Genomic DNA, 23,434 nt, shown 5'->3' on the forward strand with positions numbered 1-23,434 from the left:
ATATTAAATGACAATATAAAGTAAATTTGTGGAGAATTAAATCACATTAAGTACTATTCTGTAAATTTATGTATTACAATAAAAGTAATTATTTGATAACTAAAGTATTTAAGTTTACTATACACCTAAAATGAGGAAATAAAGAGAGTATAATTCAAATTTTACAAATAATTTGAACTACATATGACAGAAATAAACTGAATTGTGCGGGGTGAGAAGGTGAAAACTATTTTTAAGACAATTGTACTAGTTGCATTGCTTGCGGTACCACTATCAATATGGGTGCCGCATTTTATCGCCAGTTCTGATACTGTAGCAAATGACGAGGCAAAGAGTTCGACAATCGGCGGAATGGAAGTGGGTAATTTGGAGGGCGAGGATTTAAAATCAGCGCTGACAAAAAATGTGAATGACTGGTATGCCCAAAATTTAACGGTTTCTGGTGGAGGCAGTTCCATCGAGATCAGCTCTTCCACGTTCCAGTTTGATATCGAAAGTACGGTAAACCAGTATGAAGAGAATTACCGTAAACCATGGTATGCCTTTTGGGAAAGTGAGACAACGGTCCATCTGCCATTAACTGTTTTCCCGAGTGAAGTAGTAAAAGACGAGATTGCCAGTGTTTCAACTTGGGATACTGATGCAACGTACAGCAATGCGGAATTAGCTGCTTCTTATTTAAAAGCAGATGAGGTGGAAGCGGTGGTGATCGATACATCTCTGTTGGAAATTGACCGTATTTCGTTGTCATTGGAAGCTATGCCAGAAGGTGCGATGGGAATCAATGAACTTGTTCTTGCATTGAACGATACAGTGATTGATCCGCAAATGTCTTTTTCGATTATTGAACAATTGGGAGATGCAATTAATCTTGCCAATCGTGAAGCCATCAATTTTGTTGCTTCAAATGTCTACAACGCAGCGGTTCATGTAAATAGTGAGATACTGGAACGTTACTCGCAAAATGAAATCCCTTCCTATTTAAAGCCCGGCTTGGAGGCAAAAGTGGATGTGCTGGCAAATGAGGATCTGAAGTTTGTGAATCTATCTTCGCAGCCAATTGTATTGAAGCTTTCAATGGATGAAGGTAAATTAATGACAGAAGTATATACTCCAGCTAAAGAAACTGAAGTGTCCGTTACGGTTACGGAGGATGAAGAAATTCAGCCGCGCACGATTACACGCTACTCCAAAGAACTGGCAATTGGACAAACGAAACAAGTGCAGCAAGGGAAGGCAGGGCTGCGTGTTTCTGTCTACCGAACTGTTTATGATGAACAAGAACTGGTAAGCCATGATTATTATCCGCCTGTTGACCGGATTATCTTGAAATCTTCTCAACAGCCAGAACCGGCACCGACAACGGATAATGTAAACAACGATCCTACTGATCAGGTTGATTTAGATGGGGACGGTTTCCCTGATGGAGATATGAACGGCGGGGATTTACCGAATAACAATGACGGTAACAATGGTTCACAAAATAATGGTTCTGAAAATACAGGGTCCAACTCTGGTAATAACGGTTCAGGAACAAATAACTCAAAAAATAGTAATACAGAAAACCAAGATGATGAAGAAGAAAATCTCCCACCCGGCAGCTATTACGATAAAGGCGGGAATTTAATCACTCCGTAGAAGAGGAGGGCATAAAAATGAAGGCAAAATCGAGAAAACGTTTAGGAGACTTACTGGTAGAAGCGGGCGTAATTAATGAACAACAGCTGGATTACGCACTTCAAAACAAAAGCCGTGATGAAAAACTCGGAGACTTTCTGATTAAGGAAAATGTACTTACAGAGCAGCAGTTAATCGAAGTTCTGGAATTCCAACTCGGGATTCCTCATATAACATTAAATAAATATGCGATCGATCCGGAATTATTGCAGCTTGTACCGAGGGAATTGGCAAAGCGTGCAAATATAATGCCGGTTCGCCGTGATAAAAATAAGCTGCTTATCGCGATGTCGGACCCGATGGATTACTTTGCGATTGAGGAAGTCCGTATGGCGACAGGCTGTCAAATTGAAACAAGTATTGCTGCTAAAGACGATCTGTACCGGACGATTACGAAATACTATGATCTGCAGGCTTCGATGGATGCGGCATTGTCCGAAGTGTTTGTCAATACAACGGAAGTACAGCAGGAAATCACCGATGAAGACTCGGCGATTGTCCGTTTAGTCAATCAGATCATTGCCAATGGAGTAGCCCAGCGTGCATCGGATATTCATTTTGATCCGCAAGAGACAGATTACAAAGTACGCTACCGTGTAGATGGCGTATTAAAGACAGAGCGCTCACTGCCAAAATATATGCAGAATATGATGACCGCACGTGTGAAAATTATGGGTGGATTGAATATTACGGAAAACCGTATTCCGCAAGATGGCCGGATTAAGATCAATATAGAGTTTAAAAGCATTGATATTCGTCTATCAACACTGCCGACAGTATACGGCGAAAAAATCGTTATGCGTATTTTGGACGTGAGTAATGCCGCAACAGCGATTTCCCAGCTCGGCTTCACGGAGAAAAACGAAGCACTGTTTGAAAAGATGATTGCCAAGCCAAATGGGATTGTTTTAATCACAGGTCCAACAGGTTCAGGTAAGTCTTCCACTTTATACGCAGCGCTCTCCAATTTGAACAATGAAGGCGTCAACATAATTACAGTAGAAGATCCGGTGGAGTATCAGCTGAACGGTGTCAACCAGATTCAGGTGAAAGAAGAGGTAGGCTTGACCTTTGCGGCCGGCTTGCGTTCGATTTTACGGCAAGACCCAGACATTATTATGATCGGGGAAATCCGGGACTTGGAAACAGCCCAAATTGCGATCCGTGCATCATTGACAGGGCATCTTGTATTAAGTACATTGCATACGAACAGTGCGATTGAATCCGTTTCCCGTCTGCAGGATATGGGAATTGAACCGTTTTTAATTTCGTCTTCCCTTGTCGGTGTCATGGCCCAGCGTCTTGTGCGGAAGGTTTGCCGGGATTGCGGGACAGAGGTGGAGCCGACAATTCGCGAAAAAGAAATTTTTTCTGACAACGGTTTGGTTGTTGAAAAGGTACGAAAAGGCCGTGGCTGTAGTGCATGCGGCAATACCGGGTACCGAGGGCGACTTGCGATTCATGAATTATTGCCGGTTGACCGGGAATTAAAGAGTCTCATTTTAAATAGAGCAAGCGGCGATGATATCCGAGATTATATGCAGCAGTCAGGCTATAACACATTACTGCAGGATGGTCTGCAAAAGGTACTGCAAGGTGTCACTACAACGGAAGAAGTACTGCGTGTGGCGACGATTGACTAGGAGGGAATCAGGAGATGGCGACATTATACATTCAAGATTTACTGCAGCGTGCGTATGACGAAAACGCTTCTGATTTACATGTAACGATCGGGATTCCTCCTGTATACCGCGTAAACGGTCAATTGAAGCATTACGGAGATGTCATCGTTACACCGGAAATGGTCGAACAGATGATTCAGACGATTTTACCGACATATAAAGCAGCGGAATTCGAGGAAAAAGGCGAAACCGATTTCAACTATTCACTGGAAGGACTTTGCCGATTCCGTGTCAATGCTTATCACCAGCGAAATGCCGGGGCAATTGCCGCTCGTCTGATTTCGAGCAAAATCCCGACAATTGAGTCATTGAATATGCCAAAAGTGCTGTACGATCTGGCAGAAAAACCTCAGGGACTTATTTTAGTTACAGGTCCAACGGGGTCAGGGAAATCGACAACACTTGCTGCAATGATCGACTATATAAATGAAACAAAAGCAAAGCATATCATTACGTTAGAAGACCCGATTGAGTATTTACATTCGCACAAAAAATCGGTCGTCAATCAGCGTGAAGTCGGTGTCGATACAGATACGTTCGCAAATGGTCTTCGCGCATCACTGCGTCAGGACCCGGATATCATTCTGGTAGGGGAAATGCGAGATTTAGATACGATTTCAACAGCGATTACCGCTGCGGAAACCGGTCACTTAGTATTTGCCACACTGCATACATCAAGTGCACCGACAACGATTGACCGGATTATCGATGTGTTCCCGCCTTATCAGCAGGGGCAAATCCGGATTCAGTTGGCGAATGTATTGCAGGGCATCATTTCACAACGGCTGTTTATCCGCAAAGATAAAGCAGGGCGTGTAGCGGCAACAGAAATTTTAGTGAGTGTGCCTGCTGTGACGAACTTAATCCGAAATGAAAAAATTCACCAGATTCCAAGTATTATGCAAACAAGCAGGGCTTTGGGGATGCACACATTGGAAAACTCGATCCAGGCACTTATTTCTTCCGGGAAAATTTCATTGGAGGAAGCTCGTCCATATATGAACGTAGGTGATTACAGTTGACCGTATTTAAATATGTAGGACGTACGAAGATAGGTGTCACGCAAAAAGGAACAATCGATGCGACAAATAAAGCGGCCGCAATTAACAAGTTGCGTGAAAAAGGAATTAACCCGCGCGAAATTGAAGAATCGAAAAGCTTACTGCACAAAGATATTAATTTAGGAAGCCAAAAAGTTAAAGTACAGGATTTCGTTATTTACTGCCGCCAGTTTGCGACATTAATCCGTGCAGGTGTTTCGCTAGTTGAAGCGACAAGCATTTTAGCAAAACAGGCAACAAGCAAGCCATTAAAAAGGGCACTGGAAAAAGTGGAAGAGGACATTCGGACAGGTATTCCGTTTTCCGATGCGGTCCAAAAGCACCCGAAAGTGTTTCCGGAGCTGTTCATCAATATGATGCGGTCAGGTGAAGCGACAGGGAATATTGATGATACATTGGAACGCCTGGCAAACTCATATGAAAAGTCGTTCCGTTTAATCAAAAAAGTACAATCAACATTGACGTATCCGGCGATGTTACTAGTACTGATCGTAGTCGTAGTGTTTTTCATGCTGATCTTCATCGTTCCCACATTTGTCGAGTCGTTTGAATCGATGGATGCTGAACTCCCTACGTTAACAGTATGGACAGTTGCTTTAGGGGAATGGCTGAGAAAGTTTTGGTGGCTGCCAATTGGATTACTGGTGATTGGCGTTACGGTATTCCAGTATTTATTCAGAAACAATGCGCAGTTTCATTACACTGTACATTATATGCTGCTGAAGATGCCGATATTCGGACCATTGCTGCAAAAAACGGCGATTGCGAGATTGACGCGCAATCTATCTTCATTATTCAGCAGTGCGGTACCCATTTTACACGCACTTACAATTTCGGAAAAGGTTTCCGGAAATCCAGTTGTGGGAAAAGTTGTATTAGATGCCCGGGCAAGCCTTGAAAAGGGAAGTTCCTTAACAGAGCCGCTCGAAAAAAGCTGGATCTTCCCTCCGATGGTGACGAGTATGACGAGAATTGGGGAATCTACAGGATCCTTGGATTACATGCTTGAGAAGATTGCGGACTTTTATGAAGAGGAAGTTGAGAGAACAGTAGATACATTGAAATCATTGATAGAGCCACTAATGATTGTAATATTAGCTGGTGCTGTCGGGCTAATTGTAGCAGCAATCTTCCTGCCGATGTTCAGTATGTATGAAAATATGTAAACAGAAAAAGACGTTTTGCAAGGAGGCATCAAAGCAGTACAAAGCGTCAATGCAAAAAAACAATAAAAACTAAAATATAGAGGAGGATTTAATATGTTTGAACTTTTGAAAAAGCGTATTAAAAATGAAAAAGGTTTATCTTTAGTGGAACTTTTAGCGGTAATTGTTATTCTAGGTATCGTAGCAGCAATTGCTATACCGGCGATTGGAAACATTATCGAGAATTCACGTTATAATGCGGTGAAGGCAGATGGAATTAATGTAATAAATGCAGCAAATCTTTATTTTGTTGATAATCCTGGTGCAGCAGATGTAACTGTTAAACAGTTATTGGATTCTACTTTTTTAGATACACCGGGTAAGATTCCGAGTGCAGGAAAAGTAACAAAAGGTACTGCTGGGTCTACTGCAGGAACACAAAACGCTTTAACTACAGCTGCGATAAAATATTCAGGTGACAAAACTGTGACATTTAATGGAGCGACAATTTCTGGTATTAATGCAGATGACAAGAAGGGTAGTGGGTCTGGTAACTATACAATAGGAACAGCACCAGCACCATCAAATCCATAATCACCCCCCAAAGAACACCCAACCCAAGCGCTTGGGTGTTCCATTGGGCGATGATTTCGCTAGAATAATAGTTATGAAGACGAGCTTGCCCTACATATAGAGGCAAAGTAAAAGAGGAGGGTCCCTCTATGTTCAGTATGAAGAGAAAATCGCATGTATCGATTGTTTTTAGTAACTATGTTATGCGGGCACTTGTATCGAAGGGGCAGAAGCTGGAACAGCCGCAAATTTATGAGCTGCCATTGCCTGTCAATGTCGTGCATGAAGGTGCGATTGAAGACGAAATGGTGATCTACGATTTAATAAAAAACAATGTGGCGAACTGGGGCGGGCGAAAGCAAAATGTGCGCTTTTTAGTGCCGGATGCGTCTGTGCTCTTGAAAGCATTTGAACACCCGGCTGATGTGAGCGGGAAAAAGCTTCAGGAGTTTGTGCAGATGGAGATCGGGCAATCGATTCATTTGCCGTTCCAGGAGCCGCTTATTGATGTTTATGACTCAATTGAAGGGGATGGAAAAGCGGTATTGTTTGCTGCACCTCCTGATGAGGTCGGTAAGATGATTGGCCTATTATTGGACAATCATCTGCATCCACAGGTGGCGGATGTTCGTGCATTGTGCAATTTGCGCTTGTTGGAACATATCGAGTTTATCGATCATAAACGTACATACTTAGTGACAGACTGGTCAATCAATGAACTGTCGATCGGCATTTTTTCGAATGGGGAAGTGGAGTTTCTACGCTTTCTGACGATTGATACAGATCCTGAGAAATGGCAGCAAACCATTCTGGAAAATGAGGAAGTCGAATTAAACTATACGGGCGACTTAAATGATTTCCGGGCGGCTACAACCGATCAGGTGCTTGAAATCGACCGGATGATGAACTTCTTTAAATTCTCCTTACATAAAGGCGAGAAGGTTGTTGACGAAATCATTGTGATGGGCGATCATCCATTGCTTCATATCATCGAAATCTTATTGATCGATAATTTACCGACACCGATCCGCATTGTCGATGATGCGGTAATTGAAGAATCTTTCCCGAATTGCAAAGCGAAGCATGCGACATTGTTGGGTCTTGCCTTAAAGGAGGTTAATGAATGATTCCAAATATTAACCTTCTCCCTAAAATTGAAAAGGGCGAGGCGAGTTTAAATATTGCTTTTTATGTAGTGGGGATTGTCTCTTTAATAACTTTAGGGCTTTTAATATGGACATTTTTCAGTGCCAAAAGTGAAATTGCGAGCACTACACCTGAACGTGACTCGTTACTTGCTGCAAGGGATGGGCTGCAGGCGGAATTGGCTTCCTATAGTACGTTAAGTCAGGGATCTTTGGAGGAATCGGTCGCTTTTGTCGAGCGTGTTTCCTACCCGGTATCGCCAATTATCTTCGAAACGCGAAATTTATTGCCGGAAGATACATATTTGCGCTCCTATGCCTTTTCTGAATTGGGCGTACAAGTGGTGGTGGATTTCGAAACATTGAATGCTGTCTCGAATTATGTAAGTGAGCTTGAAAAAAGCCCGTATTTCAGTGACATTCAAGTTGGGACCGTTTCCAATTTCGATATTAATCCTGCCGGTGAAGAGACAGATGAAGCACTGCTCTTTGAGGAAGTCCCGCGCTATAATGTAGAAATTATGCTGGTGATCGACCAATTATATGTCGTTGCTGGAGGTGATGAGCAATGAATTCCATCTCAAGCAGTAAAAACGGGACGCTTTTATTAGTCATTGCATTGGCGATGGCCCTTTTATTTGCTGTCTATTACTATGTTATTAAGCCAAAGGACGACGAGGTACAGGCCATTCGTACTGAAATAACGAGTCTGGAAACTGAAATTTCCGCAATGGAGCAAAGTTTGGCGGAATTAAACACACAGCATTCGCAAACAGACGTAAACGAATTTACATTGCGCAAAAAAGTGCCGGCTACTCGTGAAATCGATGCACTCATTCTAGCAATGGAGGAAATTGAATATGTGACAGGTTCGCGTGTTCAAAGCATTGAATTTAATAATTATGATGCACTCGTATCCAGTTCAGGCTTGCAGGACCCGTTGTATACACCTGAACTTGAAGAGGGGGCAGCAGCAGAAGACGGTTCGGAATCATCAGAGACAACTGAAGCGACTGAACCAACCGAAACGACTGAATCGCCTGAAACACCAGAGGATACAGAAGCGGCAGATGGCGAAGTACCAGCAGAAGAACTGCCGATTTCCACAATTGCGGTAGAAACATTGCCGCCATCATTGAAACTGGTAACGTTCAATGTAAATGTAGTGGCGCCGAACGATGTGAATCTACAGCAGTTTATCGAAGAAATTGAAAAGAAAGAACGTGTCATGCGAATCGATATTATAGACTTTGCACTTCCTGGTGAAGAAGACCAGTTCACGGAAGAAGCATCGGACGTTGTAACGGCAAACATTCAAATTACAACATTCTACTATGAATAATTAAAGCCAGGTACAAGTAAGGAGCGTTATAGAATGGAGATTATGTATACAATTTTTGCGGGGATTTTCGGATTGGTTTTCGGTTCGTTTTACAATGTAGTCGGATTACGGGTACCGAAAAAAGAGTCGATTGTGACACCGCCATCTCACTGTGTCCATTGCAATCGACGTTTAAGCGCTTTTGAACTCGTACCTGTTTTTTCGTACATATTTTTACGAGGAAAATGCCGGACATGCGGTGTAAAAGTATCGCCGATTTACGCATTCACTGAGCTTGTAACAGGTCTGTTATTTGCATTTGCGACATGGCAGCTCGGCATTACATGGGAATTGGCCGTCGCACTTCTTTTTATTTCGTTACTCGTCATTATCAATGTGTCGGATATCGCGTATATGCTCATTCCGGACAAGATTTTGCTGTTTTTCCTCCCGTTGCTCATTGTCGGCAGAATTCTTTCGCCGCTCGATCCGTGGTGGGATAGTCTGGTCGGTGCCGCAATTGGATTTTCAATATTACTGTTAATCGCCATCATCTCAAAAGGCGGGATGGGCGGCGGAGACATTAAGCTGTTTTTACTGATCGGCTTAGTCTTGGGAACGTTCAATACATTATTAACACTATTTTTAGCTTCGGTAATCGGAATGGTCATTGGAATTGTCATTTTGAAAGTTCGGGGGAAAGGGCGCAAAACACCTGTACCTTTTGGACCGTCCATTGCCATCGCGGCGATTATCGTTTACTTTTACGGCGACAGGCTGATCGATCTATACTTAAACTTTCTGCTGTAATGAAAAATCGGATGCCCTGGAATTATTTTTCCGGGGCATTTTTTGCTTTTGTATCCACTCTTCTAAGGAGGAGTGGCGAATAAAGGTCGCAAACTGGCGATTAAAATTGAAAGTGACGATTAAGTGAACCGGGTTGGCGAATACCGCATCGAATTTGGCTATTATCCATGCCAAAGTGGCGAATATCCTGTCACAGTCCGCTGTAAGAGGGTATTTGTACCAATTTGAGGAATAAATTTCTCATAGGCAGCCGAGCAGACACTTTCCACTTGAAATTGAGGATTAATCCTTATCAAGTGAGGATTAAAAATACATTTGAGGATTATCTGTTCACAAATGAGGAATAAACAGCAACAACTGAGGATTAATACATCTATGTTGAGGATTAATCGGCATAAATTGAGGATTATCTACTCCAAAATGAGGATTAACATTTTAATAGGCAGCCGGTCGAACGTCTGCCGCTACGCTTTCGAGGCAAATGAATTACTACCTGTTAATCTAGGATAAAAGGGGTGTCCTGTAATCATTTTCAGGGCATCCCTTCAAATCTGTCTTAATAATCTATTATCACTTTCTCAAATGGATGATTGGTCAATAGTTCATATGTTGCCACTTCTACCGCTTTTTCCACGGTATCTGCTAAAACTAATATCCGGTAGTTGCCAAAATCATTATAATAGGCATCTGCTTCAACGTATTTAGTCGTTTCGCTCTGTATATTTCTGCGAATATTTACAACGATTTCATAACCATCCTTTACAAATTGAATTTTTTTCAATAAAAACAACCTCCTCAACATTAGTTTATTACTGATAAAAGTAATTGACTAAACTTGTTGGAAGGTTGTGTAGGATAGCTAAAAATTATTCGGCGTTTGGATAAATCATCGTTTTTGGATCAACATAACGGTCAAATTCATCTTCTGTTAAAAGACCCGATGCAATAGCAGCTTCTTTTAATGTTGTGCCTTCTTTATGTGCTGTTTTCGCAATTTTCGCCGCATTTTCATAACCGATATACGGGTTTAACGCAGTAACAAGCATCAGTGAATTTTTCAGGTTAGCGTCCAATACTTCCATATTCGGCTCGATACCGACTGCGCAATTGTCGTTGAATGATTTCATCGAATCGGCAAGTAGTCGTGCTGATTGCAGGAAGTTGTAAATGATCACCGGTTTAAATACGTTCAGTTCGAAATTACCTTGTGATGCTGCGAAAGCGATTGTTGCGTCATTGCCGACAACCTGAGTTACGACCATTGTCATCGCTTCACTTTGTGTCGGGTTGACTTTCCCCGGCATAATAGATGAGCCTGGTTCGTTTTCAGGAATCGTAATCTCACCGATACCTGAGCGTGGACCACTTGCCAGCCAGCGCACATCATTGGCTATTTTCATTAAATCTGCCGCCAATGCCTTCAATGCACCGTGTGCTGTTACGACTTCATCATGACTTGTCAGTGCATGGAATTTATTTTCCGCAGATGTAAATTCAATGCCTGTTAGTTTACTGATTTCTGCAGCTGTGCGGGCACCGAATTCCGGATGGGCATTAATGCCTGTACCAACAGCAGTACCGCCAATTGCAAGCTCCTTCATGAACTGTGTGTTCACCATAATCATTTTTTCGCATTTTAACAGCATATGATGCCAGCCGCCAATTTCCTGTCCAAGTGTAAGCGGTGTTGCATCTTGTAAATGCGTACGGCCAATTTTAATAATATCGTTGAATGCCAGCGCTTTTTCTTTTAATGTCGCCTGTAACAGTTTTAAGCGCGGCATTAGATAGTTTTCTACGATTTCGACTGCAGCAATATGTAGCGCAGTAGGGAATGTATCATTCGAGCTTTGTGACTTGTTGACATCATCATTCGGGTGTACCTTTTCATCCGATCCGGCCGCCGCCAGCTTTTCATTGGCTAAGTGGGCAATTGTCTCGTTCACGTTCATATTTGTCTGTGTACCACTGCCTGTTTGCCAGACGACAAGAGGGAAGTGCTCATCCCATTTACCTGCAAGAATTTCATCTGCTGCTTCCACAATCACATTTTTTTTCGTATCGGACAGTTTGCCTAACTTATTATTGGCGATAGCCGCTGCTTTTTTCAAAATGGTCATGGCACGAATAATTTCAATCGGCATTCTTTCTGTCCCAATTTGGAAGTTTTCCTTGCTTCGCTGGGTTTGTGCACCCCAAATTTTGTCTGCTGGTACACGAATTTCACCTAAAGTGTCTTTTTCAATACGGAATTCCAACTAAATCATCTCCTTTAATATATGTATACCCAATTTTCCATGAAAAAATGGCAAATCGTGTGAGGGGATTTGCCATTCTTCCAGGAGAAAAGATCAATCCTTTTAATCTTTTCGAAATATGAGAAAAGTAATTAATGAGTTTCGAATCTGAACTGGGGGGAACAGTATCGAAAAGGTTTTACCAACCTTACAATGATAATGATAATCTTTATCAATTAGAAAGTCAATAGTTTTATTAAACAAATTTTTAGAAAATTCAATTTGCTGAATCTCCCAATATGTAAAACAACGCCGAAAGCACCGAACCGATAGGATACTTTAGACGTTGTTATTTTCGGTATTCACTTAGGAAGTCATCCCCTTAATTTTGTTAGACTATTTTTACATAAAAATCCCGGCCATTTGTCAGTTCAGGAATTTCTATATTTTTTTCATTCTTATAATAGTCTGAAATAATATTAGCAAGCCCCGCATAGCCATTTAATAATGTTCCTTGTTTAATTTCTTTCGCGATATTATGGAACTCAAAATAATGAAGTGCATCATCGCTCAGCCCATATAAAATTCTTTCGATATCTGCAAGAGGAATGTTGATGCCTCTCGTATATCGGCACTCACGCTTATACGTATGGTGCGGTATATTGATTGGTGTTGTTTCATTAATCATCGTCAATTGGTTCATAATGTGGCCTCCTTTAATAGTGAAATATAATTTGTTTAATATATTATACCCCAAAACGAACAACTGTAGTCAGAATATTTACTAAATTTAGATATTTACATAATTTTTACCAATCATCTCCTTGTTGCATTTCCTCAGCTACCATTTGTAAATCATAAGCATTGATCATCAATAGCTCGTATTCCTCATGCTGCTCCATATACTTTTGGATGAGGCGAAGCACATACTTTGGGGACCCTTCATTTTCTTCATCGTAGACGAGCAATGTCGCATCTGTATTATCAATAATGAATTTGTCCTTTTCGATAAATTGCCATGGTGCTTCATAAGGGCGCTTCGTCACGCTTGTCACAAAATCGGCCTTACTTACTATATGCATAAAGGTCTCTTGTTTATGCTCATTCCAATTTTTTTCCTGTTCCAAGAAGGGGGTGATAATGGAGTATTTGAGTTGAGGGTAGTCGTTTTTCAGTTCCAGTACAACTTGTGCTGCCCATGTTTCAACACCTTGCTGGCCGCTGATCACGACCCACTCAAGTCCGTCTTCTATGAGGATGCGCAACTGGTTTTCCAGCGCCTTTTTAATAACCGGGACACCGGGATGCTTGTCATTGAATATCCCGAGTTCATGTGGACGGTAGCCCGTAATATAAAGTGATTTCATCATAAGTCTCCTTTGCCTAACCATCAATAAAATAAGGGCACTATGCATAACACAGCGCCCTCTTACTATACACTCTATTCACTAAAAACCGCTTTAATCTGCTCGAGTGCCCAATCCAGATCTTCTTTTGAAATGATCAGCGGTGGGGCAAATCGGATTACTGTGTCATGTGTTTCCTTGCAAAGCAATTTGCGTTCAGCCAGTTTTTCACAGTAGGGGCGAGCCGATTCGTGAAGCTCAACGCCTATGAAAAGACCGCGCCCGCGCACTTCTTTAATCACCGGGTTCTCAATTGTCTGAAGCTGTGCTTTAAAGTAGTCGCCAAGCTCCAATGAACGCTCTGTCAGCTTTTCATCTAGTAATACATCAATCGCTGCAATCGATACGGCACAGGCAAGCGGGTTACCGCCGAAAGTCGAGCCATGTGATCCTGGATTGAACACGCCAAGAATATCATCATTCGCGACAACTGCTGAAATCGGATAAACTCCGCCTCCAAGCGCTTTACCTAAAATGTAGACGTCCGGTGTAACATCTTCCCATTCACAGGCAAACAGTTTTCCTGTTCGTGATAAACCTGTTTGGATTTCATCTGCAATAAACAGAACTTTATTTTCTTTACATAGTTCATACGCTGCTTTTAAGAAGCCTTCTGTCGGGATAATTATACCTGCTTCTCCCTGGATCGGCTCCACGATAAATGCCGCTGTATTCGGTGTAATGGCTTCCTTTAATGCGTCAATATCACCGTAAGGAATTAATGTGAAGCCCTCCAGCATTGGGCCAAATCCGCGCTTATACTCCGCTTCCGAGGATAGCGACACAGCACCCATTGTACGGCCATGGAAATTGCCGTTACAGCCGATAATTTGCGCCTTGTTTGCTTCAATGCCTTTTACTTCATATCCCCAGCGACGGGCCGTTTTAATCGCCGTCTCCACAGCCTCAGCGCCTGTATTCATCGGCAGTACCATATTTTTGCCTGTTAGCTTACTGACCTTTTCATACCAAACACCTAATGTCGCACTATGGAATGCACGTGACGTAAGTGTCACCGCATCTGCCTGATCTTTTAACGCCTGAATAATTTTCGGATGACGATGACCCTGGTTTAAAGCAGAATACGCCGAGAGCATATCTAAATAACGGTTGCCTTCAGGGTCTGTCACCCAGGAACCCTCTGCTTTTTCGATTACGATCGGAAGTGGGTGATAATTGTGCGCCCCGAATTTTTCCGTAGTTGAAATAAGTTGTTCTGAATTTGATTTAGTTGTCATGATGAAATCCTCCTTAAGCAAATTTACTTGTAAAACAGATAAATCCATTGCAAAAGACAGAAAAAATTACATATACGATGCAGGTTTCTTCCAAATTAATGTTAACAGAATACCGAAGAAGATGACAACCGTTGCAAAGTAATATGGATAGTTAATATCTATATCGAATAACATCCCGCCTAAAATCGGCCCGAAAATATTCGCCAAACTTGTAAACATCGAGTTCATCCCGCCGACGAAACCTTGCTCATTGCCGGCAATTTTAGATAAATAGCTCGTAACGGCAGGACGGAATAAGTCAAAGCCGACAAATACGATACAAGTTACGAGTAAAATAGCAAAATATGAACTGACAACGGTCATTAAAAATACTAGAACGCCCGATAATATTAAGCTGTAGCGAATAAGCTTAATTTCTCCCCATTTTTGCGCCAGCCTGTCAAACAGCGCAACTTGTGCAATCGCACCGACAATTGCTCCACCTGTAATAACGATTGCGATATCTGTTGGAGTGAAACTGAATTTATGATCGACAAACAGGCTAAAGAACGATTCGAATGCTGCGAGTCCAAATGATGCGACAAAAATTAAAATAAAGGCGATCAAGTACATTGGTTCTAAAATGCGTTTAAATCCGGATGTTTGTACCGGTGCATTTTCTACATTTACCATATTGCGTTCTGGTTCACGCAGTAAAATAATAGATAGGATTGCTGCCGTTGTACCGAGCGCCCCTGCAAAGTAGAACGGCACACGTGTACCGAAATCAGCTAAAAATCCGCCGATACCCGGCCCGATAATGAAACCGGTACTAATTGCCGCACTCATGTAGCCAAGCGCTTTTGGACGCGTTTCCATTGTTGTAATATCCGCGATAAACGCTGTTACAGCTGGCATGATAAACGCCGCACTGATTCCGCCTAAAACACGGGAGATAAAAAGAACTTCTATCGTTTTCCCTAAACCGAACAGAAATTCTGAAATACCGAAAATAAATAATCCGATGACGATCATAATTTTACGTCCATATTTATCAACTGCTTTACCAGCGAGTGGTGAAACAATCAGTTGTGCAATTGCGAATGCTGCTGTTAAATAGCCGACAACGGTGCCGCTTATTTGCAGTTCATTCATTAGAGTAGGAAGTACCGGGATGACTAAACCGATTCCTAGAAAGGCGATGAACAGGTTTAATAAGAGTAACCCTAATGTTATTTTATAGTCTTTCATTGTTATTGCTCCTTATTACGTTGTGAAAAATCGTTAATCCGCATTATCTAACATAAACCCTACAGTAGCTATAGAGTCAATAGAACTGTTTAAAGTATTTGTAAAAATTAGTTAGAGCAGCTTAACTTTTAATTCCACGATGAACTGGTCTTCTCCATTTGGAGAATAGTTTAGAGGCATAAAAATTTCATAGACAACCGGCAAAACTTGTAATTGATGTTCTTCTATATAATGATAAAGCTTTTGGTATTGTGTTAAATACGTGTCCGGTTCAAAAATGAACGCAATGCATACATATCGTCCGGCAGGTATTGTTTTCACATCCATATCGGTTGTTAAATGCGTAATATACCGGTCTGTAATGAGCGGTGTAAAAACATGACTGTAATGCAGTTCATCCAGGCTGTCGTATTGCTGGTATGGAAAAATACACCCATACCGATTGCTCAGCAAGCTGTTTTCGACTTCCAGTGTTTTAATTAAGGAGCTGTAGTACGTGTTTGGAATATAGTACGGTGTCAGTTCATTTGTTTTAATCGATAAAATACGGACCGATTCTTCATTTTTGAAATAGACCGTATCCATTACATCGATTGCCAGCTGTTCTTCCATTTGCCTTTTTGTTTTATATAAAGACTGCTGAATTTCGTACATGCGATTCATTTGCTGTTCAATGACACTTTCCTGCTGCTTCAAAAAGGAGAGAAGTTCAGCAGGGGTAAACTGCTGCGCTGCTTTAATTTCCTCCAATGAGACACCGATATACTTCAATGATTTAATAATATCCAAATGATAAAATTGTGAGTCTTTGTAGTAGCGGTAATTTGTTTTAGGATCGACATAGGAAGGTTTGAATAAGCCGATCTGATCGTAGTAGCGTAACGTTTGGATAGAGATATTCGTCAGTTTGGAAACCTCGCCAATTGAATAATGTTTTTCTTCCATAGGATGTCCTCCGAAGTACAATGTTATCGGTATCGTAACATTAATGGGGGATAGGGGTAAATTATTTTGGAAAACCGAAAAAATCACATCTCCATAATTTCATGAGATGTGATTGAGGTTCAATATTTTATATCCGCAGCTAAATGAACAGGGCTTTTCCTGCTGTAGAAATACCCGATGAGTAACAGTGCAAGCGCGAGTGTAACGGTACCTCCTGCAAACAGCAGGGGGGCTTTAAACGTGCGGAAGTGAGTTTCCAGACGGGACGCAATAACCGGTCCGATAATTTGTCCAATCGCATAAAACGTAGTCAGTATTGATACGATATAGTTGCTTTGCTTTGGAAACAGCTGCCTAGCATAAGCGGTCGACATCGTTACGAGTCCCACAAACGTAAAACCAAATGACATCGCCGACAATAGTACGCTCCATGCCGATTGCGATAGAACCGGAAGCAAAATGCCGATAATTTGTATTGAATAGGCAAGACTCATCATGGAAACTGTTGAAAAACGGGACATGCATTTCATCCAAATCGGTGCAGACGGAATGGCTGCTAAACCGGCTAGTACCCAACTATATCCGGCATAGGCTCGTAATGATTCGATATTATAAATGATGTCTACTAAAAAAGTGCCTGTAATAATATAGCCGAGTCCTTCCAATCCATATGCAATGATCAGCCATGGCATAAACCCGCGCCAAATGTTGTTGTCCGCTGACTTTGGTTCCTTTATGTGATTCTTGACATTTAAATGCCGCCAAAAAAATATCGTCGTCGCCAAAAATAAGACGGATAATGCGCCAAGTCCAAGCCAGGATCCTTGCCAGTTAAAGCTCGCTTCAAAGAATGGCACGAAAAGTCCTGATAATGCGATTCCAAATCCAACCCCGCTAAACAAGTAGCCGCTCCAGCGTGTTAATAAATTTGCCGCTAAATAATCCATTACAATACTTGATGTAAGTACAAATATAAAACCGCTCGTTAATCCGGCGATAAAGCGCAAAAGTATCCATATTAAATAGGACTCAATCAATCCCATCAAAAGTATTGAAAAGACATTTATGAATACGTTCAATAATAGAAAATTCTTTTTCGACCGATTAACAAACCCTGCCCCTAAAGCTCCGATGAAGTATCCGATATAATTGCTGGAAGCCAGCCAACCGCCTTGTGTAAAAGATAAATTTTCATCAACACGCATGAACGGTAAAATCGGCGTGAAGGCAAAGCGGCTAATCCCCATTGCAACCGCTAAAAATAAAATGCCTCCTAAAATGATACTGAAATGTTGACGGTTCATGAACATCCCCCCTGGAAAAACATCCCTTACAGTAATTGTAACATTCTTAAATTCAAGAGTAATAGAGAAAATACCCGCAGAAATAAGAGAAAAAAGAAAAGAGATGAAACGGAAGTTGATACTTCCGTTTCATCTCTATAGAATCCCTTATGAATGAACAGGTTCTCCCTGTTTCCCTTTGTGTTTTGTACTTGCTTCTTCTTTTGCGCGTTGTTTTTTCATTTTGTTGACATTCGAGCGCATTAATAAAGAAATTCCTAATGAAATTGCAATTAAGAAACTGAATAAGTAAAACAATGGTACATAGCTATTTGCAGCTTCATAAACAGTTGATGCGATTAGTGGACCGAAAATCCCACCAAGTGACCAAGTTGTTAATAAATATCCGTGGATAACACCAAGTTGTTTCGTACCGAATAAATCACTTGCAAATGCTGGTAAATTCGAGAAACCACCGCCATAACAACTAACTACTAAGAATATGAACAATTGTAATAGAATGGCGTTAGTAGTGAATGGGAGTGTAATAAAGGCAATTAATTGAATCGTGAAGAAAATAACGAATACGTTAGAACGTCCGATATAATCTGATCCAGCTGCCCAAAGTAAGCGGCCACCACCATTAAATAAGCCCATTAATCCAACCATTGCTGCAGCTGCAGCTACAGATAAACCTGCAATTTCCTGCGCCATTGGAGAAGCAACAGAAATCAACATTAAACCAGATGTAACATTAATTAAATGCATTGCCCAAAGCATCCAGAACTGCTTTGTACGAACAGCTTCACGAGCAGACATTTGTGCAATTTCAGTTGTTTTTGCTTTTCCTGATGCAACAGCTTCTTCTACTTCGCCCGGTTTAGGCGGAGCGATATAAAGTGCACCGATCATCATTAATACAAAATAGCTAATTCCTAAAATAAAGTAAGTGTTTGAAATACCGAAAGACTCCATTAAGTTTACAGCTACCGGCGCGGTAATTAATGCACCAGACCCGAATCCTAATACTGCCATACCTGTCGCCAGACCGCGACGATTCGGGAACCATTTAACAAGTGTAGATACTGGAGCGATATAACCAATACCCATCCCAAGTCCACTTAACAGTCCGTAAGTCAACCAATATAAAACAACCGAATCCATAGCGATTGCAATACCTGCGCCACCTTGACCTAAACCGAATAGTACCGCTGCAACCATCGCTGCTCTTTTCGGACCTAATTTTTCTACTGTACTACCAAATAGTGCGGCAGCAAAACCTGCTAACCCCATCATAATTGTAAACGCGATTGTAATTTGCGATGCATCCCACCCAAGCTCTTCAGCAATTGGATTTTTATACACGCTATATGCATAAGCTCCACCGATTGAAAGGTGAATAGCGATTGCTGATGCAGCAATTAACCAACGATTCTTTTTCAAAAAATTTCCCCCTCACACGAAAATAAATATCGGTTATACGACATTTCTCTACTTGAAGTAGTTATGTCTAAAGTATGAACGTCCATGTACATTAACTTAACATTAACTTATTATGTTGTGCAAGTAGAATTTCACAAAATATATTATCTCGAAAAAACATATATTTCTCTTTTGGGTAATAAAATTGTACTTAAGGCAATTATTTTTTGATGGTAAAAATGCGCTTTAACGTTGATAAATCAAGGTTTTGCCGGTGGTGAAGTATTAGTTTAATATAGCAATATGTTAAGGGTAGGATAATATTGTAAACTGTAATAAATTCTATTTAAATAACTAAAAATACTTAGTTGTGCAAATAATTTCTCTTAAATGTTCGAAATGGATTAATGGAAAATACTTTTGAACTCATAATATAACAGTTACTAATACACATAAAAGAACTCATAAATAGCTTTATGCACTGATAAATCAACGTTTTTGCTAAAGTTTTTAATCTAAATAGCCCTGTTTTTATACTTTCCTTATAGAATGGCGAAACTGTTTATAACAGTTAGTTGAATAGGAAATTTTTGAAGTTTCGCTGAAGAATTTTGATTGAAAAAGAAAAATATCCAGGAGGAGGTAGAGGGATTTTGTTTCAATAACCTTGAAAAAGCCTATTAAAACAGCCTTTAAATCACACAAAATATGGAACGAATTAAATATGTATAAAAGTATTTGTCCTAAATTAAAATGCAGAAAAACTATTTGACGTGTTGCAATCAGTTCTCTAAAGTCAAATTAGTGATAAGAAAAGAGGCGAGTTTTTATGAAGAAAATTGATCCAAAACAAATATCAGAACGTGAAAATTATAAATTTCTGATAGGTTCCATCATTCCAAGACCAATTGCCTTTGTTACATCGATATCTGAAGATGGGGTTGTAAACGCGGCGCCATTTAGTTTTTTCAATATCGTTTCTTCAAATCCTCCGATGATTTCGGTAAGTATCCAACGGAAAAAAGGGGAGCCAAAAGATACAGCAAGAAATATTCGTGCAAAAGAGCAATTTGTTGTCCATATTGTTGATACTGAAAATGTAGAACAAGTAAATAAAACAGCTGCAAACTTGCCACCGGATGAAAGTGAGATAGCAGTTGCAGGTCTGTCATTAGTAAAGAGTGAAAAAATCGATGTTCCGGGTGTAAAGGAAGCGAAAGTCCGACTGGAATGTGTCCTTGAAAAAGCGCTGGAACTTGGCGGCGATGATGAAAATGCAGGTTGTGACCTGATCGTCGGAAAAGTCGTTTACTATCATATAGAAGAAAGTCTGTACGAGGATGGTCGAATTGATCCAAAAGGTCTTGGTGCAATTAGCCGTCTTGCGGGAAATGACTATGCAAAAATCGGTGAGCAATTTACAATCGAGCGCCCGCTTTAAATAAAGTGAAACTTCGATCAGTGGGATTTTTCATCCCCACTGATTGGAAGGAATACAAGCTGAAACCGTCACGTCCTGTGACAACGCTTGTGTGACCAACATCATGTTGGCCCGAACCAATCGGGCTTTTACGGGTAGATAATCTCCCGTCAAGATGTGGGAGTCTTGCCTCTGCCGCTACGCTAAGCTTTCGAGGCAGATAAATTACTATCCGTTAATGCGGGATAAAGGAGAAAAATCAAATGATACAAATTAAAACAATTGAATTATTTAATATTGAATTACCATTAATTGAACCATTTATCGTGAGCTACGGGACATATCCGAACATGCCGTCTATTATTGTAAAGATAACATCACAATGCGGTTTAGTCGGATGGGGCGAAGCAGTGCCGGACGAACATGTGACAGGTGAAACACTGGAAGGTACTTACGCTGTATTGAAACATACATTAGCACCGGCAATGATTGGGGAAAACCCGATGAACTTTGAAAAAATCCATGCCAAAATGGACGCGCTCATCTACAGTGCACCGGCTGCGAAAGCGGCAATTGATATCGCTTGCTTTGATTTGGCGGGAAAAAAACTTGGTGTACCTGCCTATCAATTGACTGGCGGGCGTTATTATGAAAGGTTCCCGATTACACATGTATTAAGCATCGGAACACCTGAAAAGATGGCAAATGAAGCGGCAGAACGTGTAGAAATGGGATACAACTCATTCAAAATGAAAGTCGGACGCGATGTAGCGAGTGATGTTGCCCGCATAAAAGCAGTGCGTAAACGTGTTGGAAAGGAAATTGCGATTCGTGTTGATGTCAACCAAGGCTGGGTAAACAGTTCAACAACGATGCAAGCAGTTCGTGAACTGGAACAATTGAATATCGACTGGCTGGAACAACCGGTACGTGCCGATGATATTGATGGCATGGTTGAAATTAAATCTAAAACATCAATTCCTGTCATGATTGATGAAGGTTTACGCGGTGTGCGTGAAATGCGCGAAATTATTGCAAAGCGTGCAGCGGACAAGGTAAATATTAAATTGATGAAATGCGGGGGAATGTATCCTGCAATGAAGCTAGCACATATGGCGGAAATGGCAGGGATTGAATGCCAAATCGGTTCAATGGTCGAGTCTTCGGTCGGTTCGGCGGCAGGTTTCCATGTTGCCTTTTCAAATAAAGTATTTACGAGTGTGGAATTAACTGGACCGTTAAAATTCTCAAAAGATATCGGAAACCTTCAATATAATGTCCCGTATATTCAGTTGAATGAACGTGCAGGTTTAGGTGTCGATGTTGACGAAGCGGTTTTAGCGGAATTAACACGTGACCATTGTGTGGTGCAGTAAATGATTGCGACAGGATTTTTAGGGAATGAACGATATGTCGTGCAGGTATTGAACGAAACACATATTCCGGAGTTAACCGTTTTGCAGCAGGAAGTGGTCGATGCACTGCCGAACAAAGCAATATTGCAGCCTCTCGATAATGAAGAGTTGAGCTTTATTTTAAGTGGGAACGGACTTATGATCGGGGTGTTCGTTGAAGGGAAATTAATCGCTTTTCGAGCACTGCTGGAGCCAATGATTGATGAAGAACATTTAGGCTATGATATTGGTTTGAAAACTGAGAAGGAACTGCGAAAAGTGCTTTATCAGGAAATCTCCAATGTTCATCCGGATTATCGGGGTCATGGCCTGCAGCGTACAATGGCTGAAATCATTATGCAGCAAGTGGATGAATCGAAGTTTCATACCGTTTGTGCAACGGTTATGCCGGGCAATATTGCGAGCTTAAAGGATAAGTTTTCTCAACATATGCATATTGCAGCATTGAAACTGAAGTATGGCGGGAAATTGCGTTATGTATTTATGAAGTCACTTCCTTATAAAGAACATAAGTGGACTGAAGAGCAATTTGTCCCAATGGATAATACGGAGGCACAGCAGCAACTTCTAAAATCAGGCTTTATCGGTATATCGATGAGAGCGGATGGGCCGGACTGGCTTATTCAATATGTAAAATAATAAAGGATGTGGCGATAATCAGTTATTCGCCACATCCTTTATCGATTTAATCCCGTCCATGTCGTTTGAATACTCCTTTAAATATCATTATCGTCAAAGCAGTCTAGATCATAGCAATCACTGTTATCTTCGTATAGGTAAGATACGTCATTCTCGTCGGATGCAATGTAAGTATAGTTTGGCATGTGTATCAGCTCCTTTTCATAATTATAAAATATTCAGAAAATTAAGTAAAGTACTTTTTTAAGGCACATGACCTTAGAAAAATAGCGGTAAATACTGATAATTCTATATTTACAGGCATTGGTTTCGCTTTCATTTCTCTAACATGACTATTTATTAACATGGTTTTCATACAGTTTTTCATACATAAATAGCTGAGTGGTTTACTCGTATATCTCATAGCGGTAACATTATTTGAAACTTTCTTTAATGACGAGTAGTACATATTAAAAGAGAGGAAGTGATTTTGATGGAGAAAAAACCGTTCAATGATGCCGATGAGCATTATCAAAAGCATGTGGGTACCCCTAGTTCTTATAATATGAAGCAAATGCCTAAACCTATTCGAATAATTGGCTATTTTTTCTTCGGTTTTATGGCAATCGTAGCTACTTTAATAATTGTATTAATTCTTTTGGACAAAATTCTCTAGTTTGGCATAGAGGATTTTTTCTTTTCTTAAATAGTTATAATATTCAACATGAATTATTAATATACTATATATTAGTCGTGTTTTATATAAATACTGTATTTTAAAGAATAATTTTCTGCTTTATGTTAAT

The 23,434-nt window shown here is 40.7% G+C and carries 22 protein-coding genes; 13 read left to right on the forward strand and 9 right to left on the reverse strand.

All coding sequences use genetic code 11. From position 1 onward, the window contains the following. Nucleotides 1-219 precede the first annotated feature (219 nt). The 9 genes from MKY07_RS01450 (at nt 220) to MKY07_RS01490 (ending at nt 9,414) form a co-directional block, all read left to right on the forward strand. Nucleotides 220-1,638, forward strand: a complete 1,419-nt coding sequence (locus MKY07_RS01450; RefSeq protein ID WP_339263573.1) for a VanW family protein — start codon at nt 220-222, stop codon at nt 1,636-1,638. Between the two features lie 17 nt (nt 1,639-1,655). Then, nucleotides 1,656-3,320, forward strand: coding sequence for an ATPase, T2SS/T4P/T4SS family (locus MKY07_RS01455; protein WP_339263574.1), 1,665 nt, complete (start codon nt 1,656-1,658; stop codon nt 3,318-3,320). A 14-nt stretch (nt 3,321-3,334) separates the two neighbouring features. After that, nucleotides 3,335-4,381 (forward strand): type IV pilus twitching motility protein PilT, encoded by a 1,047-nt coding sequence (locus MKY07_RS01460; protein WP_339263575.1) that lies wholly within the window; start codon nt 3,335-3,337, stop codon nt 4,379-4,381. Beyond that, on the forward strand, nt 4,378-5,586 hold the full coding sequence (locus MKY07_RS01465; protein WP_339263577.1) for a type II secretion system F family protein: 1,209 nt from the start codon (nt 4,378-4,380) through the stop codon (nt 5,584-5,586). The genes MKY07_RS01460 and MKY07_RS01465 overlap by 4 nt, the downstream gene beginning before the upstream one ends. Before the next feature lie 93 nt (nt 5,587-5,679). Next, on the forward strand, nt 5,680-6,159 hold the full coding sequence (locus MKY07_RS01470) for a prepilin-type N-terminal cleavage/methylation domain-containing protein (RefSeq protein ID WP_339263579.1): 480 nt from the start codon (nt 5,680-5,682) through the stop codon (nt 6,157-6,159). A gap of 128 nt (nt 6,160-6,287) precedes the next feature. Next, nucleotides 6,288-7,265: a pilus assembly protein PilM gene (pilM, locus tag MKY07_RS01475; protein ID WP_339263580.1), complete on the forward strand. Its 978-nt coding sequence runs from the start codon at nt 6,288-6,290 to the stop codon at nt 7,263-7,265. Next, nucleotides 7,262-7,855 carry a PilN domain-containing protein gene (locus MKY07_RS01480; RefSeq protein WP_339263581.1) on the forward strand — a complete coding sequence of 198 codons (594 nt, stop codon included), beginning with the start codon at nt 7,262-7,264 and terminating at the stop codon, nt 7,853-7,855. Before pilM ends, MKY07_RS01480 begins: the two co-directional genes overlap by 4 nt. Further along, the gene (locus tag MKY07_RS01485; RefSeq protein ID WP_339263582.1) at nt 7,852-8,625 is read left to right on the forward strand and encodes a potassium transporter; all 774 of its coding nucleotides are present in this window, start codon (nt 7,852-7,854) and stop codon (nt 8,623-8,625) included. The genes MKY07_RS01480 and MKY07_RS01485 overlap by 4 nt, the downstream gene beginning before the upstream one ends. Before the next feature lie 33 nt (nt 8,626-8,658). Then, nucleotides 8,659-9,414, forward strand: coding sequence for a prepilin peptidase (locus MKY07_RS01490; RefSeq protein WP_339263583.1), 756 nt, complete (start codon nt 8,659-8,661; stop codon nt 9,412-9,414). A 556-nt stretch (nt 9,415-9,970) separates the two neighbouring features. Here the strand turns inward: MKY07_RS01490 and MKY07_RS01495 are convergent. From MKY07_RS01495 to MKY07_RS01535, 9 genes are all read right to left on the reverse strand, one after another. Continuing rightward, nucleotides 9,971-10,195, reverse strand: a complete 225-nt coding sequence (locus MKY07_RS01495; RefSeq protein ID WP_339263584.1) for a hypothetical protein — start codon at nt 10,193-10,195, stop codon at nt 9,971-9,973. Nucleotides 10,196-10,280: 85 nt separating this feature from the next. Then, nucleotides 10,281-11,672 (reverse strand): class II fumarate hydratase, encoded by a 1,392-nt coding sequence (gene fumC / locus MKY07_RS01500; RefSeq protein ID WP_008406176.1) that lies wholly within the window; start codon nt 11,670-11,672, stop codon nt 10,281-10,283. A gap of 370 nt (nt 11,673-12,042) precedes the next feature. Continuing rightward, entirely contained in the window at nt 12,043-12,354 is a 312-nt protein-coding gene (locus MKY07_RS01505; RefSeq protein ID WP_008406178.1) for a hypothetical protein, read from the reverse strand. A gap of 106 nt (nt 12,355-12,460) precedes the next feature. After that, nucleotides 12,461-13,021, reverse strand: coding sequence for a DUF1273 domain-containing protein (locus tag MKY07_RS01510; protein ID WP_039966958.1), 561 nt, complete (start codon nt 13,019-13,021; stop codon nt 12,461-12,463). Nucleotides 13,022-13,092: 71 nt separating this feature from the next. Then, nucleotides 13,093-14,295 carry an ornithine--oxo-acid transaminase gene (locus tag MKY07_RS01515; RefSeq protein WP_339263585.1) on the reverse strand — a complete coding sequence of 401 codons (1,203 nt, stop codon included), beginning with the start codon at nt 14,293-14,295 and terminating at the stop codon, nt 13,093-13,095. Between the two features lie 66 nt (nt 14,296-14,361). Continuing rightward, nucleotides 14,362-15,525: an MFS transporter gene (locus MKY07_RS01520; RefSeq protein ID WP_014824922.1), complete on the reverse strand. Its 1,164-nt coding sequence runs from the start codon at nt 15,523-15,525 to the stop codon at nt 14,362-14,364. A 111-nt stretch (nt 15,526-15,636) separates the two neighbouring features. After that, nucleotides 15,637-16,470 (reverse strand): MerR family transcriptional regulator, encoded by an 834-nt coding sequence (locus MKY07_RS01525; RefSeq protein WP_008406183.1) that lies wholly within the window; start codon nt 16,468-16,470, stop codon nt 15,637-15,639. Between the two features lie 119 nt (nt 16,471-16,589). Further along, on the reverse strand, nt 16,590-17,774 hold the full coding sequence (locus tag MKY07_RS01530) for a YbfB/YjiJ family MFS transporter (RefSeq protein WP_339263586.1): 1,185 nt from the start codon (nt 17,772-17,774) through the stop codon (nt 16,590-16,592). Between the two features lie 147 nt (nt 17,775-17,921). Next, complete coding sequence (locus MKY07_RS01535) at nt 17,922-19,196, reverse strand: OFA family MFS transporter (RefSeq protein WP_008406185.1); 1,275 nt, start codon at nt 19,194-19,196, stop codon at nt 17,922-17,924. Nucleotides 19,197-20,004: 808 nt separating this feature from the next. Here MKY07_RS01535 and MKY07_RS01540 point away from each other — a divergent pair. The 4 genes from MKY07_RS01540 to MKY07_RS01555 all read left to right on the forward strand — a co-directional run bounded on the left by MKY07_RS01540 (nt 20,005) and on the right by MKY07_RS01555 (nt 23,304). After that, a complete protein-coding gene (locus tag MKY07_RS01540) occupies nt 20,005-20,616 on the forward strand; it encodes a flavin reductase family protein (protein WP_008406186.1) in 612 nt (203 codons plus the stop codon). Between the two features lie 245 nt (nt 20,617-20,861). Then, on the forward strand, nt 20,862-21,971 hold the full coding sequence (locus MKY07_RS01545) for a dipeptide epimerase (protein WP_339264610.1): 1,110 nt from the start codon (nt 20,862-20,864) through the stop codon (nt 21,969-21,971). After that, nucleotides 21,972-22,649: a benzoate transporter gene (locus MKY07_RS01550; RefSeq protein WP_014824919.1), complete on the forward strand. Its 678-nt coding sequence runs from the start codon at nt 21,972-21,974 to the stop codon at nt 22,647-22,649. A gap of 472 nt (nt 22,650-23,121) precedes the next feature. Next, complete coding sequence (locus tag MKY07_RS01555) at nt 23,122-23,304, forward strand: amino acid transporter (protein ID WP_339263587.1); 183 nt, start codon at nt 23,122-23,124, stop codon at nt 23,302-23,304. The last annotated feature ends 130 nt before the right edge of the window (nt 23,305-23,434 follow it).

It is taken from the genome of Solibacillus sp. FSL W7-1472 (genome assembly GCF_037969775.1).
In the GTDB taxonomy this organism is placed as follows: domain Bacteria; phylum Bacillota; class Bacilli; order Bacillales_A; family Planococcaceae; genus Solibacillus; species Solibacillus silvestris.